Source organism: Arthrobacter rhombi (genome assembly GCF_039526245.1).
Taxonomy (GTDB): Bacteria; Actinomycetota; Actinomycetes; order Actinomycetales; family Micrococcaceae; genus Arthrobacter_H; species Arthrobacter_H rhombi.
The window spans coordinates 72952-91080 of sequence record NZ_BAAAIV010000005.1 but is presented as its reverse complement, the minus strand read 5'-3'; the positions used below and the strand labels follow the sequence as shown (position 1 = coordinate 91080).

Below are 18129 nucleotides of genomic sequence, written 5' to 3'. Positions count from 1 at the left end.
TGCTAGGCGGTGTTGCCAGCTGGTGCCTTGTGGGTCGAGCTGGCTGGAACCGGTACGACGGCGGTGTCCCCCGTGTACCGGTACAGGCGTGGTGGGCGGTGCTTGCCTCCGAGCAGGTACTCGTCGGTCGGCTCGATGTCTGCGGTGCCGCGCAGGTGGCGGCGGAAGTTCGCGGCATCGAGGCGGCGGTCCAGCACTGCCTCGTAGACTTCCTGCACCTGGGCCAGGGTGAAGCGCTCGCCGAGGAACCGGTGGGCGATCGACCCGTATTCGACCTTGTTGCCCAGGCGCCACAGTGCGTACCGGACGATTTCCGCATGATCGAACGCCAGCGCGTCGAGCACCGCATCGTCGCGGGCAGGGAACCAGGCCACGTTTGGGTCCTCGATCAGCCGGGCCGCGCCGGGGTGTTCCTCGCGGACCAGCGCCCAGTAGACGATCGAGACCACGCGTTGGGACGGCGAGCGGTCCAGCCCGCCGAAGGCATAGAGCTGTTCCAGGTGGCTCGGCGCCAGCCCGGTGGTGGCCCGCAGGTTCGCGGCGGCAGCACCCTGCAACGTCTGCCGGGCGGCCAGCGGACCGCCGGGAAGCGCCCATTGGCCGCGGAAGGGCTGGCGGGTTCTGCGCACCAGCGGCACCCACAGCGATTTGCGTCCGGTCGGCTCCCCGTCGGCCAGCTCATCGCGCAGCGAGAAGATCACGGTGGAGACCGCCAGTTCGGGGCTCAGCGCCTGGCGTTCGGAGACATTGGCGAACTCCATGGCGACTCCTTCCAACCGAACGAATTAGTTATTGTCACTTCGACAAGAACTGATGCTACTCCTCACCCCTGCAGGATTCCAAGCATGTGTCGGGCCCTGCCCCGTCCGGATTGCCGACAGTTGCGCGGCCTATCCGGACTACGGGTTACTTTTGCAAGGAAATCCCCGGGGCCGACTCCCGAGAACGGATTGGAGAAACATCTTGCTATTGCTGGTTCCACATTTCCTAAACGAGCGGAACCCGCCCCGTTCACCTGCGCGAGGAAAGGAACGAGGCGGGTTCACCCGTCGTCGGATTGGCTCAAGCCAGCGTGGCCGTCAGACCTCTACTCACCCGGCGTCGAGCCAACTAGAACTGCGGCGGCACGCTCGGCGATCATGACGGTTGGCGCGTTGGTGTTGCCGGTGGGAATGAGCGGCATGATGGAAGCATCGGCGATGCGTACACCGGTGAGCCCGTGGACCTCGAAGGTGCGAGGATCTACCACTGCCATGTCGTCCAGACCCATCTTGCAGGTGCCGACCTGGTGGTGGTACGTCACCGCGGTCTCGCGCACGTAGCGCTCAAGATCCGCATCCTCGTCGGGGACATCGACTCCCGGGTAGACCTCTTCCGGTCCCCACTCGGACAGTGCCTGGGTCCGCCCCAGCTCGCGGCACTGGCGAACGGATGCAACCAGCGAATCAACGTCTGCCTGGTCCCTCAGGGCTCCGAGATCGATCTGCAGCGGATCGCTGGGCTCCGGCCCGGTGAGCGTGATTTCGCCACGGCTCAGTGGGCGCACAATGCCCGCCACAAGTGAGAACCCGTTTTCCGGCCCGGACATCGAATCGAGGAAGTACATGGGCAGGGAGAAGTTGATGGGCTGGGTGTCCGGCACGGCAAGGTCGGGGCTGCTCCTCCAGAAGAGGTGCGTTTCCGCCGCGGCGACCTCCGGGGCCGGGACTTCCTTCTTCGTGGTGGTGAAGATGACCGGTGACAACAGGTGGTCATGAAGATTCTTCCCGACGCCAGGAAGGTCCTTGAGCGGTTCAACACCCACCTCTCGCAGTTCCCCGGCGGGTCCGATCCCGGAGCGGAGCAGCAACTCGGGCGAGGAGATTGCGCCGGCCGTCAGGATGGTTTCGCCTGCGCGCAGGGACTTCTTTTCTCCATTCTGGAGGAACTCCACTCCGATAACCTTCTCTCCCTCGGTCAGCAGCCGCTGGACGTGGGCGCCGGTGAGGATTTCCAGGTTCTCGCTCTCCGCCACCGGTTTGAGGTAGGCGTGCCACGTGTTGAACCGCTTGCCGTTGCGGACGTTGAGCTGCATCTTGGAGACCCCCTCGACGTCCCCGGAGTTGTAGTCCTCGTTGAGCTTCAACCCCATCTCCACGGCGCCTTCGAGGATGGACTCCTGGACCGGGTTCATCGGGTAGTCCTTGACGACGTCCAGCGGCCCGGAGATGCCACGGCTGTCGGCAGCACCGCCGTCATAGTTTTCGATGCCCGTGAAGACCGGCAGGACGTCGTCCCATCCCCACCCGGGGCATCCGAGGTAGTTCCAGGTGTCGTAGTCCTGTTTGGCACCCCGAACCCAAATGGTGGCATTGAGGGCGTGGGATCCGCCCATGACCTTGCCGCGTGGCAGGTGCATCCTGCGGCCGTCGCAGCCGGGCTGTTCGGTGGTGTGGTAGTCCCAGTCCTCCGGGCCGTGCCACAGGGCCCCGGCCTCGGCGACGTTGGCGATGACGGGATTGGTGTCCTCGCCACCGGCCTCCAGGACGGCGACGCGCTTGCCGGCATCGACCAGTCGGCGGGCGATGACGCAGCCGGCCGAACCGGCACCGACGATGATGTAGTCGAACTCCATGGGTGGTCTTCTCTCGTGATTGTGGCGGCCAGCGCCTAGTAGCTGATGATTTGAGGTTGCCCGAGGTGCTTGAGGCCTTCGATGCCGAATTCGAGGCCGTAACCTGATTGCTTGGCCCCGCCGAAGGGGACGCGCGGGTCGACCGTGCCGTGTTTGTTGATCCAGACGCTCCCGGCCTGGATTTGGGCGGCGACCTGCCGGGCGGCTTGGATGTCGGAGGACCAGACAGACGCACCGAGGCCGACGTCCAGCCCATTAGCCATCGCTACTGCCTCGTCGACCGTGGAGTACTTGATGATCGGCAAGGCGGGGCCGAACTGTTCCTGGGCGACGAGTGGGTTGTCGTTGGCGATGTCCGCGACGAGGGTGGCCGGGTAGAAGTAGCCGGGTTGGTCCCGATCGGGGTCTCCGCCGATGACGATGCGTGCACCGGCGTCCTTGGCTGCCTGCACCAGGCCGGCGACGATGTCGAACTGGTTTTTGTTCTGCAGCGGGCCCAGCACGTTGCCCTCGTCCAGGCCAACGCCCATCGGCATTTGGGACGCAGTTTGCTCCAGTTCGGAAATGACCTGTTCGTAGATGTCCTCGTGAACGTACAGGCGTTTCAGTGCGGCGCACGTCTGGCCGGTGTTGATGAAGGCACCCCAGAACAGATCCTGGGCGATCGCGGTCGGGTCGGCGTCCGGCAACACGATTCCGGCGTCGTTTCCGCCGAGTTCCAGGGTCAGGCGCTTCACGGTCTCTGCCGAGTTGCGGATGATTGTCTTGCCGGCGTTGGTGGACCCCGTGAACATGATCTTCGCGACGTCGGGGTGCTCCACGAGGCGGTTGCCCACCGTGCGGTCCCCCGAGATGGCCTGCAGCACACCGTCGGGCAGGACGGTGTTCAGCACGTGAACCAGGGCCAGCACGGATAGCGGGGTGGAGCTGGAGGGCTTCATGACCACCGTGTTACCCATGCGCAGGCCCGGAGCGAGCTGCCAGATGCCGATCATCATGGGCCAGTTCCACGGGCCGATCGCACCGACGACGCCGAGTGGGCGGTAGTGCAGTTCTGCACGGCCGCCGTCGTCGTCGACCACGAACTCCGGCTCGAGCTCGAAACCGGCGTTCGCACGTAGCCAGGTCGAGCAGGCACCGACCTCAAAGCGGGCGTTCGGTCCGTTCAGTGGTTTGCCCTGCTCTCGTGAGAGCAGGACGGCCAGGGCCTCCGCATTGGCCTCGATGGCATCCGCCGCCCGGTTGAGGTAGGCGCTGCGCTCTGCGTGGCCGAGGGCGGCCCATCCGGGCTGGGCGGCAGCCGCCTCCGCGACGAGCCCCTCAAGGTCGGCGTCCGTGTGCTCCGGAGCCCGACCCACCGGCCCTCCGGTGGCGGGGTCCTTGATCTGACGGCCGCCCGTGACGGGCTCGATCGCGGTGAGCAAGTCATCGGTGGTGAACGTTTTGTGGGTTGTTTGCGTTGTCATGGTGTCTCTTCTCGGGTGGGAGTCGCTGGGGTTGCCGTTTTCAGGGAGCCACTGGTTAGACCGCTGGACTGGCTGCGGCCAGGCTGCCGAGGGCAAAGCCCCGGTACCCGTCCGCTGCGATTTCCAGGGTGTGCTTCCGGTAGTTCCCGACGCCGCCGACGTAGGGCAGTATTTGTCTGCTCTTCCCGGGGACGTTGGCGCCGAGGTACCAGGAGTTGGCCAGCGGGAACAACGTGAAGTCGGCGACCTCGTTCACGTGCTCACCCCAGGCCTCCTCGGCCTCCGCCGTGGCCTCGATCCGCTCGACTTGCCGCTCGTCGAGGAACCTGATGCACTCGGTGATCCATTCGATATGGTGCTCGATGGACACCATCATGTTGCTGAGCACCGATGGACTCAGCGGCCCGGTGACCGTGAAGAGGTTGGGGAAGCCATGGACCATGAGGCCCAAGTAGCTGGAGATCTTGTGATGCCACTTTTCACGTAGCAGGACCCCGTCGCTCCCGCGGATATCCATGCTGGTCAGAGCGCCGGTAATCGCGTCGAATCCTGTCGCCAGGACGATGGTGTCGACCTCGTACCTCTGGTTGGCGGTCTGGACGGCCGATCCCGCAATACGTTCCAGGGGGTCGTTCAGCAGGTCGACCAACGTGACGTTCGGTCGGTTGTAGGCCTCGTAATAGCCGGTGTCGATGCACAGGCGGCGGGTGGCAATCGGGTAGCCCGACGGCGTGAGTGTCTTCGCGGTCGCCGGGTCCTCGACGCGTTCTGCAATTTTCCTGGCCGCAAATTCCGCGGCCGTGGCATTCGCCTCGAGGTTGGTCATCTGGTCGGTGAAGATACCCTGGAACTTGAAGGGGGACCCTTCCTCGTAGACCTCGGAGAAGACACGCTCCCGTTCCCCGGCGTCAACGTCGAGCGCGGATTTTCCGGTGTTTTCCAACGCCAGTCCGTCCAGTGAGTTGCGTGCGGCCTCGCGCAGGGCTGCGTAGTCGCCCTTTGCTGCGTCGACCTCCTCGGGACGCAGTGGACGGTTCCTGGCCGGCAGGCTGTAGCTGGGTGTTCGCTGCAGGACCAAAAGCTCCCGGGCGGTCTTGGCAATTTCCGGGATCACCTGGATCCCCGAGGAGCCGGTGCCGACCACCGCGACGCGCTGTCCGGTGAAGTCGGCGTGCCCCTCGGGCCAATCGAAGGTATTGATGACGTTGCCTTCAAATCCTTCAAGGCCCTGGATCTCGGGGGTCTTCGGGGTGGAGAGCGCGCCAGTGGCCATGATGCAGAAGCGGGCCGTGTACGTGGCTCCGTCCGTGCTGGTCAACGTCCAGCGCGATTGCTGTTCGTTGAAGTCGGCGGCGGCCACGCGGACTCCGAAGCGGATGTCCTTGCGTAAGTCATAGCGTTCCGCGACGTGGCGGGCATAGGCCAGTAGTTCCGGCTGGGCAGCGTAACGCTCGGTCCAGTTCCATTCCTGCTGCAGCTCGTCGTCGAAGGAATACGAGTAGTGCAAGCTCTCGACGTCGCACCGTGCCCCCGGGTACCGGTTCCAGTACCAGGTTCCACCAACGTCATCCCCGGCTTCAAGGACGACCGCGGCCAGGCCCAAGTTGCGGATGCGGTGCAGGGCGTACATGCCGGCCCAGCCGGCTCCGACGATGACGACGTCCGTTTCCATGTTGCGTTCCATCACGAATCCTCCTAGACCGCTGCCGGCTGCTGGGCCACAAGGCGTGCGGCAAGGAATTCCCCGGCCGTGGCGATCGCGTCGCGACCCTCGCTGAGCATGAAGGCGAATAGCGGGAAGTCGTGGAACATTTGCGGCCCGACTTCCAACCGGACGCTCGTGCCGCCCGCTGCGGCGCGGCCTACGAGGCGGAGGGCGTCATCCAGGAGGATCTCGGCGGAACCGACGGTGACTAGTAGCGGAGCGATCCCTGACAGGTCCGCGTGGATGGGTGAGGCCAGCGGTGTGCGGGCATCATTGCCCGCCAGGTAGTCAGCAGCCCGCTTCAGCAGCCCTTCCCGATCCAGCAGCCGGTCCTCGTCCGCCTTGGAGACCGCGGAGCCACCTTCGACGGCGAGATCCGCCCAAGGCGACAGCAGCCACGCACCGGCAGGCTGAAGCAGGCCGGCTTCCTTGATCGCGACCAGGAGCGCCGCCGCGAGACCGCCACCGGCAGAGTCACCGGCCACGACGATCTGCCCGGGCGTGTAGCCGTCTTCGAGGAGGCCGCGGTAGGCGGCCAACGCGTCATCGAGGGCAGCGGGATAAGGATGCTCAGGTGCCAAATGGTATTCGGGGGCAAAGAGCGCAACTCCGGCCGCCCTGGCGATTCCGGCGGCCAGCGAACGGTAGCCGAACGCCGTGCCGACGACATACGCGCCGCCGTGCAGGTAGAGGAGAACTCCATCGGATGCAGGCGCTGGTCCGAGCCACACGCCCTCGACGCCGCCCAACGAACGTGTTTCGAAGGCCAGGGTTTCTTCAACTGGCAGTGACGCCAATAGGGCTTCGAAGTCGCTGCGGACCTTCGCGGCGTCGTCCTTGAAATCAGGCCCCCCTGATTTCATCATTTCCATGATCTGACCGAGTTCGGAAGTTGTCATGATCGTCCTCTCACGCTGCTCGTACAGGCCTGCAATCGGATCCCGGAGTGGGCCGCCCATCAGGCGTTATGTAAACAGTGTGGTGTGACGGCGCTCACGCAACCGGTAATCCCGTGCAAGGGTCTGGGAATCGCGTGCTCATCCCCCGCCGGGCGTCTGGTGCCGCCTGCCCACGGCTGTGCCGGGTTACAGCCGGGGACGAATCGATGATGGCGTGATGCCATAGGCCTTGCGGAAGAGCTTGGAGAAATACCCCGAGTCGGCGAAACCCCATTCTGCGGCCAGTTCCGTCACGGACCGGTGCAGTTGGAGTGGGTCACGGAGCGCCACGCGACAGCGCTGGAGGCGCTGCCGGCGAATCCATTCGGCGACGGTCTGGGGCTCGGACTGGAACAGCGCATGCAGATGCCGCACGGAGATGAAATGCGCCTCCGCGATGGACGCGGGTGACAGGCCGGGATCAGCTAGATGTTGCTCGATGTGTCGGTAGACCTTGTGGAGCAGTACCGAGGCCGGCTGCAGTGACTCGGCGCCCCATTCCTCGGCGATCATCGCCCCGATGAGGTCCAAACCCACTCCGGACAAGCGATCCCCAGAAGAATTAGCGAGCGCGTCGAGATTGGAGGCCAGCCCGCGGAAATACGATGCGACGACGGCCCCGAGGCCTGCCGTCCCGTCGATCTTGGTGCCGGCCAGGGACCGGGCATCAGGGGCAATTCCCTGGATGGCATCGCGGGGGAACATGGCGACCAGGAAGGAGACGTCCTCGTCGTGGATCATCGAATATGGCCGCGAAGTGTCGTAAAGGGTCATGTCACCGGACCCAAGCACCTGTTCGTGCTGGTCCTGGACCATCAGACTGCTTCCTGCCAAATGGAGCGACAACTTGAGGTATCCGTCGTCGTGCCGCGAGATCAGTTCAGGCAATCGTGCAATCTCATGCCCGGAAGAATCCAACCGGGTGATGAAAAGACGATCGCGTCCTGCCGCGCTGACGTGCCCATGGAAGCGCCCCGGGTCCCGGGTCTTGATACGCAGGGGCGGAAACGCCCCGCCGACCAGGGCCTGCCACTTTGCGAAGCTTCCCGGAGCCTGCTCGTCGAAAGAAACAACTGACTTGCTTCGAGCTAACTTTGACACGCGAACCTCCTCAACGTCGGCCGTTTCCACGATTGGTTTGGCTGTGCCCGTTCTCACAACGATAGCGGAGGGTGGTTATGACCCGGGACACGCTTCGCCACCATCCAACACCAGCCGCCACCCAGGGCGCCAGAGGTGGTTTCGCGTTCGGTCCTCTATCCCGAAGCCGCCTCGTCGTCGAGCATCGCGTCCTCGATCCGCACGCTCCGGAACGGGGAAACCGCCAGCAAGACCATTCCCACCGCCACGAACCCGGCGGCCACCCACAGGGCGACCGCGACGCCGGCGCCGGTCGCGATCAGCCCTCCCAGCGGCGCGCCGAGCACGATCATCCCGCGATTGGCCGAGCGCCGCACGGAGCTCATCCGGGCGATCATTGTTTCCGGTGTCAGGGCCTGCCAAAAGCCCATTTCCAGCGGGCTCTCCGCCCCCATGGCCATCCCCCACACCAGTTGGGCGGCGCCCAGGCAGGCGACGAGCAATACAGGCCCCGCCCCGGCGTCGTGCATCCACGGCAGCAACGCGGCAACCCCGGCCAGCAGCGCCACGGACACGGCCTCGGCGCCGCGGGCCACGATGATCACCCGGCCGGTCCCCCAGCGTTCCCCGCAGCGATCCGACACGCTGGTGCCCACGACGGCCCCCACCCCGGCGCAGCTGAGCACGATTCCGAGCGCGACCGCGCCCAGCCCGGCGTCGTGCAGCACCAACACCGGCAGCACGGTCCCCAGCATGGCCGAGCCGATGAACCAGACGTGGGTGCCCCACGCCAGCGGGCCCAGGTACCGGTGGCCGTAGATCCAGCGCAGCGATTCACCGATCCGCGTGGAGAGCTTCCGCCGTCCGCCCACCTGTTCCGGAGCACGACGGCGGGGCAGGCTGGCGATGGTGGCGCCGGAGAGGAAGAAGGTGGCGGCGTCGAGCAGCAGGGCGAACGGCGCGGTGAGCAGGGCGACGAGCCCGCCGGCCACGGCACCGCCGACGGTCTGCGCCACGGTGTCGCTCTGCTGCAGCCGCGCGTTCGCCCGCACCAGCAACGGCCGGGGCACCAGCTGCGGGATGAACGACTGGTAGGCGGCGTCCCCGAGCATCGAGAGCAGCCCGAACGCGAAGATCGCGGCGACGACCCCGGGCAGCGTCAGCCATCCGGCCACCCCGCCCACGCAGAGCGCCGTGAGCAGCAGCCCGCGGCCCAGGTCCGCGGTAATCAACACGGCGCGCCGGCTGAACCGGTCGACCCAGATGCCGGCGACGAGGCCGAACAGCAGGTAGGGCGCCCATCGTGCGGCGCTGACCAGGCCCTGGTCCTGGGCGGTGCCGCCGAGGGTGACCAGCACCAAAACGGCGAGCGCGACGGAGGTGATGTAGGTGCCGAAGTCGGACACCGTCGAGGCGACCCAGAACCTGACGAAGGGCGCATTGCGGCGCAACTTGCCGGCCGCACGCGTGGCTCCCATGGGTTCGAGCGTACTGGAGCCCCCGGCAAGCCAGTTCCTTTGGGCGGCCCGCAGCCACCGCTCCTACCCGGCGGAAACACCCGCCTGCCCCGTCCCCCCGAGGGATCCAGCTCAGGAATGCGGTACGACGACGGCTCGGCCGGCGATCTTCCCGTCTACCAGCGCCTGGTAGGCCTCCAGCGCCCGCTCCATCGGGTACGTCGTGTATAGCGGCTGGATCTGTCCGGCCTTGAACAGATCGACGACCTCGTACAGCTCCTCGATCGTGCCCCAGTAGGTGCTGGTCAGCTCAACTTCATATGGCGCGGTGAAGAACGACCAGTCGTAGGATCCGCCGGCGATGCCGACGATGGTGCAACGTCCTTGGCGAGCAGTGGATCCCATGGCGGTCATCACAGTCGGCGCTACGCCGACGAAATCAAAGGCGGCATCCACGCCCTTGCCACCGGTGATCTCGCGAATCCGCTCGACTTGGCCCTCGCCACCGGACACGGTGACGGCACCGAGCTTTTCGGCCTCGGCCATGGCCTCCGGCTTCATGTCCGTGGCGATGATGGTGGCTCCCGTTAAGGCCTTGAGGATCTGGACCGCCAGCAGGCCCAACCCACCCAACCCCACCACAAGGGCGTACTTGCCGCCGCCGTTGAGGTGCGGCAGTGACAGCTTGATAGCGTGGTAAGGCGTGAGGCCGGCGTCGGACAGGGCTGCGGCGGCTACGGGATCGGCGTCGCCCAGGGCTACGAGATTGCGGGCTGGTACCCGGAGGTACTCGGCCATGCCGCCATCTCGTCCCAGGCCCACTCCCATGTAGGGCATCGTCGCGGCGTTTTCGCAGTAGGTATCCTGCCCGCGTGAACAAGCGCGGCAGCGCTGGCAGCCGATCGGTCCGTAGACCAGATAGGCATCTCCTCGGGCGAAACCCTCCACGCCGGGACCCAGCTCCTCGATCCAGCCTGAATTCTCGTGGCCCAGGATGAAAGCCGGCGGCACGGCTCCGGGGGCCCCATCCACGAAGTCCTGGAAGATTGCGACGTCGGAATGGCAAGCACCCGCACCGGCAACCTTCAGCAGAACTTCGCCGGGACCTGGCACCGGCTTGTCGACCTCTTTGATTTCAGGGAAGGTCTGGTAGTTCTCGAACACAACTGCGCGCATGGCGACTCTCCTGTGGGTAGTGGTCCTTGACGGCGTCAATGTCTCACGGCCAGCCGTCCGTGGTACCTAGGTGTATGGGTCGGTAATGCTTTGATGCCGACTAGTGTTTCCGGCGGAATGGCTACCGACGACAGCGCCCAATGATCCAGGGCACGGATTCCCAGGCCGGTTGCCGCTGTCGGTCATTCCACGGCTGCCCGAAGGCCTCGATAGCGGGCAGGGCTTGGCGGTCCTGCCCCTTCCGAATCAGGTGGCCGGATTCCCCTGGTATGCGTGTAGTTTCATGAGGTTGTGGCAGGCCGCGAGCAGCTTCCACTCATGGGTGGCCTTCTCCAGCCCGCGCAGCAGCACGTGCTTGCCCTGGCGGGTGTGGATCTGCCCGAAGACCGGTTCCACGATGGCCTTGCGCCTGGCATAGGCCTTCCGGCCCGGTTTCGTCTTCAGCTTCCGGGCCATCCGTTCGCCCAGGGTCGCAGCAGCCGGGATCCTGCCCCGCGGTGCCTCGGGGATCGGGGTGGAGTGCTTCATGCGGCGGGTGGAAATCAGGAACCCGGTCCCATGCTCGGCTTCCAGGTTGCGGGCGTGTTCGAGGTTCGCCTTCGAGCAGTACCCGGCATCGGCCAACAATTGCCCGGGCATCCGGCCCAGGTTCCGGTGGACGTTTTCGGCCATCGGTGCCAGCTGCCCGTAGTCGTTGGCGGCTGCGCTCATTTCGGCGGCGATGATGACCTGGTGGCCGGCATCGACGACGGCCTGGCCGTTGAAGCAGTAGTGGTAGGACCCGTCTGCGGTCTTCATGATCCGCGCATCCGGATCCGTGAAGTTGCGTTGGGCCTTCGGCTTCGGCACCGCCTTGCCGGCGGCCTTGTCCCCGGCCCCGGTCACGTCGTCATCATCGTCCCCGCGGTCCCGGGCCTTCGCTTCGGCCTCGGCGCGGGCCTTGTCCGCGGCTTCGGCCTCGATCGATGCCCGCGCGGTGGCCATCGCGGCCGCACGACGCTGGCGATCGGCCAGTTCGGCGGGCAACTCGTCCCCGCGCTTGCCGGGCCCGAACCGGGCATCCTCCTCGGCGTCCACGGTCTTGGCTTCGGCCATGAGGTCGCTGATCTCATCGGCGAGGACCTTCTGCCTGGCCGTGAGCCGGGCGTAGGACATCGCCTTGTGCCGGGAGGCGTTGGCGCGGACCTTCGTCCCGTCCAGGGCGACCTGGCCGAGTTTGACCATGCCCGCGGCCCGGCACAGTTCCAGGGCCTGGAGGAACACGTTCGCCAACGCGGCCAGGTGGCGTTCGCGGAAGCGCCCGACGGAGCGGAAGTCAGGGGCCTGCTGGGCGGCCAGCCAGCGGAAGGCCACCACGTCGGTGCAGGCCTTCTCCAACTCACGCGAGGACCTCACCCCGACGCAGTAGCCGTAGAGCACGATGCGCAGCATCAACCGCGGATCATACGGTGGCTGGCCCTTGGCCTTGCGGTAGGAGGCATGGAAGCGGTCCAGGTCCAGCTCGTTCTCCACGAGCTCGGCGATGAACCTCGCCAGGTGGTTGGACGGCAACCATTCGTCCAACGAGGGTGGCACCAGCATCACCGCGTCGGGCTCGAATGCCTTGAACCGTTTCCTGGCACCGCCGTTGGCATCCATCCGGTCATCGGGGCCGGGTTCGACGCGCTCGACGAGGGACTCATCGAACAAACCATCGGGGCCGGGAGAACTGGTATCCATACCCCCAATTCTCCCAGCCGCACCCTATGGACCCTTGCTATTCCATCGGCGTTTTAAAGTTCGGGCTCGGCATTACTGACCCACGCACCTAGTGGGCATGCCCACACCATAGTCCCAAGAGCGCGGGCACGTAACGGAGGGTGGCTCCGTCGCTCCTACGCAATGCAATATGCGTGGGGCCTTTGGTCGTAGGCGACAACTTCGACCTTACTGATGGCCTTCCCTACCGATGTCGCTGCCCTATCTGTACCGTGAGCGCATGGCCTCACCGATGATCTATGTCAGCTTCCCCGGAACGGCGCGGGAGGCCCTTGGCTTCTACGCGGAAATCTTCGGTGGGGAGCTCTCCGTCTACACAAATAAAGAATTCGGGAACGTCGAAGCACCCCCGGAGGCGATCGCCCACGGTGAGCTCCGCGGCACGGTTTCGGTCGCAGGATCCGATACGTCGCCGGGCGGTCAGAGCGTTAAGTTCGAGGGCCTCATGCTCTCCCTCCTGGGCACTGCGGAACCGCAGGTTCTCCATGAGTGGTTCGACAAGCTCGCCGTCGGTGGCCAGGTCGTCGCCCCGCTGGAGCCCAAGCCCTGGGGCGCCTCGGACGGGCAAGTCATCGACCAGTACGGGCTGCACTGGTTGATCGGCTACGAACCGGCCTCTTGAGAGACACCCCGGCACACCACCGCGCCTCGAAGCCGGCGGATGACCCTGGGGACGCTCGCGCCGACCGCTCAAGATCTAGGTCCTTTGTGCGGAAGCCCGCGACAGGGGCAGTAGCCGCAACGGAATCGGCGAGTTCAGCACCACTAGGGACGATGTCCGCAAGACAGTCCGCGTCGCAATGACCGCATCCAGCACGCGTTGTAGGTCGTCGTTGGACTTGGCGACCACGCAGGCCATCAGATCGCTCTCGCCCGACACCGTATGAAGCTCGAGCACCTCTGGCACCTCCGAGAGAGCGGCGGCAACGCCGTCGTGCCCGGCGTCCTGGTCGATGACCAGGGCACAGTACGCCCGTACCGGATAACCCAGCCCCTCTGCCGATAGGTGCGGCCCCCAACCGGTCACCACGCCCTCGCGCGTCATTTTGTCCAAACGGGATTGCACTGTTGCCCGGGCCACGCCGAGGACCCGCGATGCCTCCAGAACCGACATCCGGGGGTCCGAGGAGAACTCATCCAGGATCCTGGCGTCCAATTCGTCGATCTTCATGCCGTCCTCGATGCCTAACAGTTTGTATGGTGCTATGTCGTTCAGCATAGACACAATGTGCAGATTGCAGCACCCTTCGGCGGGAGATTGCACAGATTCCGGCGGGTAACTACCGTCACACCCAGAAGATCCATCCGAACTACTGGGAGCCGAACATGACCGAAGCACCCCGGCTTGAGCCACACCCGGAGGCGCTGGCCGCCGACGACCTGGTCGAGCTGTACCGCCTCATGACGAAGGTCCGCCACCTGGACACCTCCGCCATCGCCTGGCAGCGCCAGGGCATCCTGCCCGGCTACGCCCCCATGCAGGGCCAGGAGGCGGCCCAGGTCGGCAGCGTCCGCGCCATGGACATGGACCGCGACTTCGTCTTCCCGACCTACCGCGAAATGGGCGCCGCCCTGGCAGCCGGCGTGGACATGCCAGAATTCATGGCGACCCACAAGGCCACCTGGAACGGCGGCCTGTACGACGCGACGAAGTACCGGTTCACCCCGATCCAGACGGTCATCGCCGGCTCGGCGCTGCACGCCGTCGGATGGGGCCACGGCCAGCGGCTCGACGCCATCCGCGAGGGCCGTCCGGAAACCGACCTGCCCACCGCTCTGATCTTCCTCGGCGATGGCGCCTCCTCGCAGGGCGACATCCACGAGGCCATGAACTTCGCAGGGATCTTCAAGACCCCCGTCGTGTTCTTCGTGCAGAACAACGGCTGGGCCATCTCGGTGCCCACCGAGGCCCAGGTCGCCGGCGGTTCCGTCGCCGCCCGCGGTGCCGGCTACGGGATCCCCGCCATCCGGTTGGACGGAAACGACGTCGAGGCAGTGGTCCGCGGGACCCGCGCCGCCGTCGAACATGCCCGCTCCGGGAAGGGCCCGGCGATCGTCGAGGCGATGACCTACCGCCGCGGACCGCACTCCACCTCGGATGATCCGGGACGCTACCGCACGCTCGAGGATGAGCGCCGCGATGCCGGCGCCGACCCGATCGAGTCGTTGCGCGATCGCCTGTTGGCCGACGGCACGCTGGACACGGCAGCCGTGCAGTCCATCTGGGCCGAGGCCGCCGAGTTTGAGGAATCGACGCGTCTGGCCGTCCAGGCGCAGGGTCCTCGCCCGGGAGCCGAGATGTTCGAGTACGTCTACCAGGAGCAGACCGAGGCCCTGAAGCAGCAGGCCACGCAGTGGCGGGAGGAGTCCGAGCATGTCTAACCCGACAGCAACCATCGAACCGACGGGCACGGCGCCCGCCACCACCGCAGGGGACGCCATGGACACCGTGCAGCGCACCGGCAGCGAGACGCTGTCGATGAACAAGGCCATCAACGCCGCTCTGGCCGACGTGCTGGCCGAAAACCCGAAGGCAGTGGTCCTCGGTGAGGACGTCGGCCAGCTTGGCGGCGTCTTCCGCATCACCGACGGCCTGCAAAAGCGCTTCGGCGCCGACCGTGTCTTCGACACCCCGCTTGCCGAGTCCGGCATCCTGGGCATGTCTGCCGGGCTGGCCATGGCCGGCTACCACCCGATCCCCGAGGTGCAGTTCGACGGCTTCACCTATCCGGCGATCAACCAGATCGTCACCCAGATCGCCCGGATGAACTTCCGCACCCGCGGCGCCCTGCCGATGCCGATCACCCTGCGCATCCCCAGCTTCGGAGGCATCCAGTCCCCCGAACTGCACTCCGAATCACTGGAGTACATCTTCGCCCACGTCGCCGGGCTGAAGGTCGTCTGCCCATCGAACCCGCACCAGGCGTACCACCTGATGCGCCACGCGGCGACGCGCCCGGACCCGGTGGTCTTCATGGAGCCGAAGTCCCGCTATTGGCAGAAGGACACCGTCGACTTCGACACCCCCGGGGAGCTGGAGGGCTCAGTGGTCGTGCGCCCCGGCAAGCACCTGACCCTGGTGGCCTGGGGCGGCATGGTCGCCCGCTGCCTGCAGGTGGCCGAGCTGGCCGCCGAGGACGGGATCGACGTCGAGGTGCTGGACCTGCGCTGGCTCAAGCCCATCGATGCCGCCGGTTTGGCGGCTTCGGTGTCCAAGACGCGCCGCGCCGTCGTCGTGCATGAGGCACCGCGCGCTGCAGGGCTCGGCGCCGAGGTCGCGCAGACCATCACCGAGGCCTGCTTCGGCACGCTGAAAGCGCCGGTCGAGCGCGTGACGGGCTTCGATGTGCCGTTCCCCTCGGGTAGCCTCGAGGCGGAGTACCTGCCGAACATCGACCGCATTCTCTTCGGGATTCAACGAGTATTGGAGTACCGCCGTGGCTGAACTTTCCTTCCCGCTTCCGGACCTCGGTGAGGGCCTGATCGACGCGACGGTGCTCGAATGGCTCGTCGCCCCCGGCGACCAGGTGGAGCGCAACCAGCCGCTCGTGGAGGTCGAGACGACCAAGAGCTCGCTGGAACTGCCCTCCCCGCAGGCCGGCAAGGTGCTGCGCATCAACGGCGAACCGGGCGAGACCATCAACGTGGGCGACGAGTTGATCGTCTTCGAGGTCGCCGACGACAGCGCCGGAATCGTCGGCACCGTCCCGCAGGACACCGCCCCGAAGCGCCGCGTGCGCCTCTCGGCCAACCTGGACGACGACTGATCATGGCCGGGGCCGAAACCGCACACCACGAGGCCGAACACCGGGTCGAGGGCACCGCCAACTCGCTCGCCGTACGGATCTTCACGCCGCAGGACGACGCCGGGGCGCGCCCTGTGTTGCTCATCCACGGGTTCGCCTCCTCCACCGAGATGAACTGGGTGGCGACCGGCTGGATCACCGCACTGAACGACGCCGGCCGGAAGGTCATCGCCGTCGACCTCCCCGGTCACGGGCTGAGCCCTGCACCGGATGACCTGGACGCGTACACGCCAAGCCGGATCCGTGCCGAGCTGCTGCAGATCCTGCAGGACCAGCATGTGCACCCCCTCACCGAGGGCGATGCGTCCTCCGGGGTGGACGTGCTGGGCTACTCGCTGGGCGCCCGGCTCGGCTGGGAGTTCGCAGGAACACAGCCACAGCTGGTGCACCGGGTGGTCCTCGGCGGGCCGGCGAGCACCGACCCGCTGGCCACCTTCGACCTGGAGGCGGCCCAGACCCAGCTCTCCGGAGGGGAGCCGATCGCCGATCCCACCACAGCGGAACTGGTGCGCATGGCTCAGCTGGTGCCGACCAACAACATGTTCTCGCTGCTCTCCCTCGTCGAGGCCATCAAGACCGAACCGTTCTCCCCCGAGGAGGCCGTCCCGTCGATGCCTGTGTTGTTGGTTGCCGGCGAGCGCGATGACCTGGCGGAGACGCTGCCGACGCTGATGGAACTGGCCCGCGGGCACCAGGGATCGGACGCGCATGTCCGCGAGCTCATCCTGCCGGCGCGCACCCACGCCAACGCGGTCACCTCACGTGCGTTCAAGCAGGCCGCCGTGGAGTTCATCAACGGCTGAGGCGGCCTTGATCCGGTGCTCCTTGAAGGCCGTCCCTCGAGGGGCGGTCTTCATCGTCATGTCAAAGCAACCCCTGGTAGGGCCACGGCCTCAGCGGATTGGCCACCTCAAGGTGTCTGCAGCCTGAAGTGCCAATTTCTCCACGGAGACGTGCGTCAAGGGGCGCGAGAAGCCTGGAGCCGGGGGAAAGGCGGTGGCCGCCCGTGCGAACAACACCGCCATGGGATCGCCGGTCACGGTCGACGGAACATACAGTCCGTCGATCTGGCTTCCCAACTCGGCGAAGATGGTTGCCGCCCAGTTTCGGCAGGTGCTTTTCGGCGCTCCGGGCAATGAAGCGGACGCACCATGATGCAGCGCCCAATAGTTCCCGCTGAGATCGAGCAATTCCAAAGTCCGGGACGGCAACCAAGCAGCCAACACGTGCTGTTCGGTCAGGGTGATGGCGCGGCGTTCTTGAAACACCTCGGCGAAAGCCGTGACGTAGTTGGCGGCCGTGTAGGAAACGCCCACCCCGGGGTGATTCTGCATCGGCAGGGGGTGCGGTTCCCATCGAAACTGAGGAAGCGGGCCAAACTCGCGAAGTCCGTTCCATTCCATCCGGTGGGTCCCGACCGAGCGATGAATCCGCCAGAGTGGCCCTGAGCACCGGTGGATATCGGCGACGTCCAACGTTAATGGCCGATCCGGTCGACGCGGATTCTTGGCTGTCACGCCCAACCCTGCTCGTCGGCGATCCTGACCACCGCTTCCACATCCCCGTCTCCGGACAACCACGCGGCCGGGGAACGTCCCCGCAGACTTTCTTGGGGAGTCACCATAAAACCCTCGACGTCTAGGGGGTGATAGTCATCAGGAAGGGCCTCCAAGACTTCCCGAAGTCCTGGAATGATCCGTGCGTCCTGCGTGAACTGCCATTCCGGAAATAGCCGCTCCCTGCTCGTCGACTCGGAACCTACGCTATAGAGGTTTCCGGTCGACAGTGAACGACGCACGTTCGACGGCGCCCGGTCCAGGAGCCGAGCCACGTCCGAAGTCGTCAACGCCCTGCTCCGCATCTGTTCCGCGGCCTCTGACTGTCGTTGGGTGATCTCCAGTCGCGTGAGGCGTCCTGCCTCCGGCATGAAGTCGGCATTCGTGGCCCCAGCGTGCTCCGTGAGGAACTCCTGTTCCCCGGCCGTCAGCGTCTCCGATGTACCGACTGCTTCGTCCAAAATGTCTAGGACGACGTCCGCGGAGATCGAGGAGTGGCGATGCGCTAACGCCCGCGACACTCGTTCCCTCACGACGTCCATGCTGGTGTTCCGCTCCATGGCTTCCATTCTT

General features: G+C 65.9%; 17 protein-coding genes. 5 read left to right on the top strand and 12 right to left on the bottom strand.

The genetic code is table 11. The features are described from left to right. Positions 1-2: 2 nt before the first annotated feature. From ABD088_RS04980 to ABD088_RS04940, 9 genes are all read right to left on the bottom strand, one after another. On the bottom strand, positions 3-761 hold the full coding sequence (locus ABD088_RS04980) for an NUDIX hydrolase (RefSeq protein ID WP_343900500.1): 759 nt from the start codon (positions 759-761) through the stop codon (positions 3-5). 326 nt (positions 762-1087) lie between these two features. Beyond that, the gene (locus ABD088_RS04975; protein WP_343900499.1) at positions 1088-2614 is read right to left on the bottom strand and encodes a GMC family oxidoreductase; all 1527 of its coding nucleotides are present in this window, start codon (positions 2612-2614) and stop codon (positions 1088-1090) included. Between the two features lie 35 nt (positions 2615-2649). After that, a complete protein-coding gene (locus tag ABD088_RS04970; protein WP_343900497.1) occupies positions 2650-4080 on the bottom strand; it encodes an aldehyde dehydrogenase family protein in 1431 nt (476 codons plus the stop codon). 55 nt (positions 4081-4135) lie between these two features. Beyond that, positions 4136-5764 carry a flavin-containing monooxygenase gene (locus ABD088_RS04965; protein ID WP_343900750.1) on the bottom strand — a complete coding sequence of 543 codons (1629 nt, stop codon included), beginning with the start codon at positions 5762-5764 and terminating at the stop codon, positions 4136-4138. 11 nt (positions 5765-5775) lie between these two features. Further along, positions 5776-6684: an alpha/beta hydrolase fold domain-containing protein gene (locus ABD088_RS04960; RefSeq protein WP_343900495.1), complete on the bottom strand. Its 909-nt coding sequence runs from the start codon at positions 6682-6684 to the stop codon at positions 5776-5778. Positions 6685-6870: 186 nt separating this feature from the next. Next, a complete protein-coding gene (locus tag ABD088_RS04955) occupies positions 6871-7824 on the bottom strand; it encodes an AraC-like ligand-binding domain-containing protein (RefSeq protein ID WP_343900494.1) in 954 nt (317 codons plus the stop codon). 155 nt (positions 7825-7979) lie between these two features. Continuing rightward, on the bottom strand, positions 7980-9281 hold the full coding sequence (locus tag ABD088_RS04950; RefSeq protein WP_343900493.1) for an MFS transporter: 1302 nt from the start codon (positions 9279-9281) through the stop codon (positions 7980-7982). Between the two features lie 111 nt (positions 9282-9392). Further along, complete coding sequence (locus tag ABD088_RS04945; protein ID WP_343900491.1) at positions 9393-10436, bottom strand: NAD(P)-dependent alcohol dehydrogenase; 1044 nt, start codon at positions 10434-10436, stop codon at positions 9393-9395. A gap of 246 nt (positions 10437-10682) precedes the next feature. Then, on the bottom strand, positions 10683-12074 hold the full coding sequence (locus ABD088_RS04940) for an IS1182 family transposase (RefSeq protein WP_343900748.1): 1392 nt from the start codon (positions 12072-12074) through the stop codon (positions 10683-10685). A gap of 340 nt (positions 12075-12414) precedes the next feature. Between ABD088_RS04940 and ABD088_RS04935 the strand changes: the two genes are divergently transcribed. Continuing rightward, on the top strand, positions 12415-12816 hold the full coding sequence (locus ABD088_RS04935) for a VOC family protein (protein ID WP_343900489.1): 402 nt from the start codon (positions 12415-12417) through the stop codon (positions 12814-12816). 75 nt (positions 12817-12891) lie between these two features. On the opposite strand, the gene ABD088_RS04930 is transcribed toward ABD088_RS04935, so the two are convergent. After that, positions 12892-13365 (bottom strand): Lrp/AsnC family transcriptional regulator, encoded by a 474-nt coding sequence (locus tag ABD088_RS04930; protein ID WP_343900487.1) that lies wholly within the window; start codon positions 13363-13365, stop codon positions 12892-12894. Between the two features lie 155 nt (positions 13366-13520). On the opposite strand from ABD088_RS04930, the gene ABD088_RS04925 reads away from it, so the two are divergent. From ABD088_RS04925 to ABD088_RS04910, 4 genes are read left to right on the top strand one after another with little or no spacing between them, the layout of a single operon-like run. After that, positions 13521-14576: a thiamine pyrophosphate-dependent enzyme gene (locus ABD088_RS04925; protein ID WP_343900485.1), complete on the top strand. Its 1056-nt coding sequence runs from the start codon at positions 13521-13523 to the stop codon at positions 14574-14576. Then, positions 14569-15639 (top strand): alpha-ketoacid dehydrogenase subunit beta, encoded by a 1071-nt coding sequence (locus tag ABD088_RS04920; protein ID WP_372710657.1) that lies wholly within the window; start codon positions 14569-14571, stop codon positions 15637-15639. The genes ABD088_RS04925 and ABD088_RS04920 overlap by 8 nt, the downstream gene beginning before the upstream one ends. Further along, positions 15632-15961, top strand: a complete 330-nt coding sequence (locus ABD088_RS04915; RefSeq protein ID WP_343900484.1) for a biotin/lipoyl-containing protein — start codon at positions 15632-15634, stop codon at positions 15959-15961. The genes ABD088_RS04920 and ABD088_RS04915 overlap by 8 nt, the downstream gene beginning before the upstream one ends. A gap of 2 nt (positions 15962-15963) precedes the next feature. Then, a complete protein-coding gene (locus ABD088_RS04910) occupies positions 15964-16803 on the top strand; it encodes an alpha/beta fold hydrolase (protein WP_343900483.1) in 840 nt (279 codons plus the stop codon). Positions 16804-16893: 90 nt separating this feature from the next. On the opposite strand, the gene ABD088_RS04905 is transcribed toward ABD088_RS04910, so the two are convergent. Together ABD088_RS04905 and ABD088_RS04900 are read right to left on the bottom strand one after the other, a co-directional pair. Next, positions 16894-17517: an RES family NAD+ phosphorylase gene (locus tag ABD088_RS04905; protein WP_343900481.1), complete on the bottom strand. Its 624-nt coding sequence runs from the start codon at positions 17515-17517 to the stop codon at positions 16894-16896. Continuing rightward, complete coding sequence (locus tag ABD088_RS04900; protein WP_343900480.1) at positions 17514-18116, bottom strand: hypothetical protein; 603 nt, start codon at positions 18114-18116, stop codon at positions 17514-17516. The genes ABD088_RS04905 and ABD088_RS04900 overlap by 4 nt, the downstream gene beginning before the upstream one ends. Between the last annotated feature and the right edge of the window lie 13 nt (positions 18117-18129).

What these genes read in the sequence shown, in the direction of transcription:
- ABD088_RS04980 (WP_343900500.1), bottom strand. Translation starts at nt 761, where the DNA reads ATGGAGTTCGCCAATGTCTCCGAACGCCAGGCGCTGAGCCCCGAACTG.
- ABD088_RS04975 (WP_343900499.1), bottom strand. Translation starts at nt 2,614, where the DNA reads ATGGAGTTCGACTACATCATCGTCGGTGCCGGTTCGGCCGGCTGCGTC.
- ABD088_RS04970 (WP_343900497.1), bottom strand. Translation starts at nt 4,080, where the DNA reads ATGACAACGCAAACAACCCACAAAACGTTCACCACCGATGACTTGCTC.
- ABD088_RS04965 (WP_343900750.1), bottom strand. Translation starts at nt 5,764, where the DNA reads ATGGAACGCAACATGGAAACGGACGTCGTCATCGTCGGAGCCGGCTGG.
- ABD088_RS04960 (WP_343900495.1), bottom strand. Translation starts at nt 6,684, where the DNA reads ATGACAACTTCCGAACTCGGTCAGATCATGGAAATGATGAAATCAGGG.
- ABD088_RS04950 (WP_343900493.1), bottom strand. Translation starts at nt 9,281, where the DNA reads ATGGGAGCCACGCGTGCGGCCGGCAAGTTGCGCCGCAATGCGCCCTTC.
- ABD088_RS04945 (WP_343900491.1), bottom strand. Translation starts at nt 10,436, where the DNA reads ATGCGCGCAGTTGTGTTCGAGAACTACCAGACCTTCCCTGAAATCAAA.
- ABD088_RS04940 (WP_343900748.1), bottom strand. Translation starts at nt 12,074, where the DNA reads ATGGATGCCAACGGCGGTGCCAGGAAACGGTTCAAGGCATTCGAGCCC.
- ABD088_RS04935 (WP_343900489.1), top strand. Translation starts at nt 12,415, where the DNA reads ATGGCCTCACCGATGATCTATGTCAGCTTCCCCGGAACGGCGCGGGAG.
- ABD088_RS04930 (WP_343900487.1), bottom strand. Translation starts at nt 13,365, where the DNA reads ATGAAGATCGACGAATTGGACGCCAGGATCCTGGATGAGTTCTCCTCG.
- ABD088_RS04925 (WP_343900485.1), top strand. Translation starts at nt 13,521, where the DNA reads ATGACCGAAGCACCCCGGCTTGAGCCACACCCGGAGGCGCTGGCCGCC.
- ABD088_RS04920 (WP_372710657.1), top strand. Translation starts at nt 14,569, where the DNA reads ATGTCTAACCCGACAGCAACCATCGAACCGACGGGCACGGCGCCCGCC.
- ABD088_RS04910 (WP_343900483.1), top strand. Translation starts at nt 15,964, where the DNA reads ATGGCCGGGGCCGAAACCGCACACCACGAGGCCGAACACCGGGTCGAG.
- ABD088_RS04900 (WP_343900480.1), bottom strand. Translation starts at nt 18,116, where the DNA reads ATGGAGCGGAACACCAGCATGGACGTCGTGAGGGAACGAGTGTCGCGG.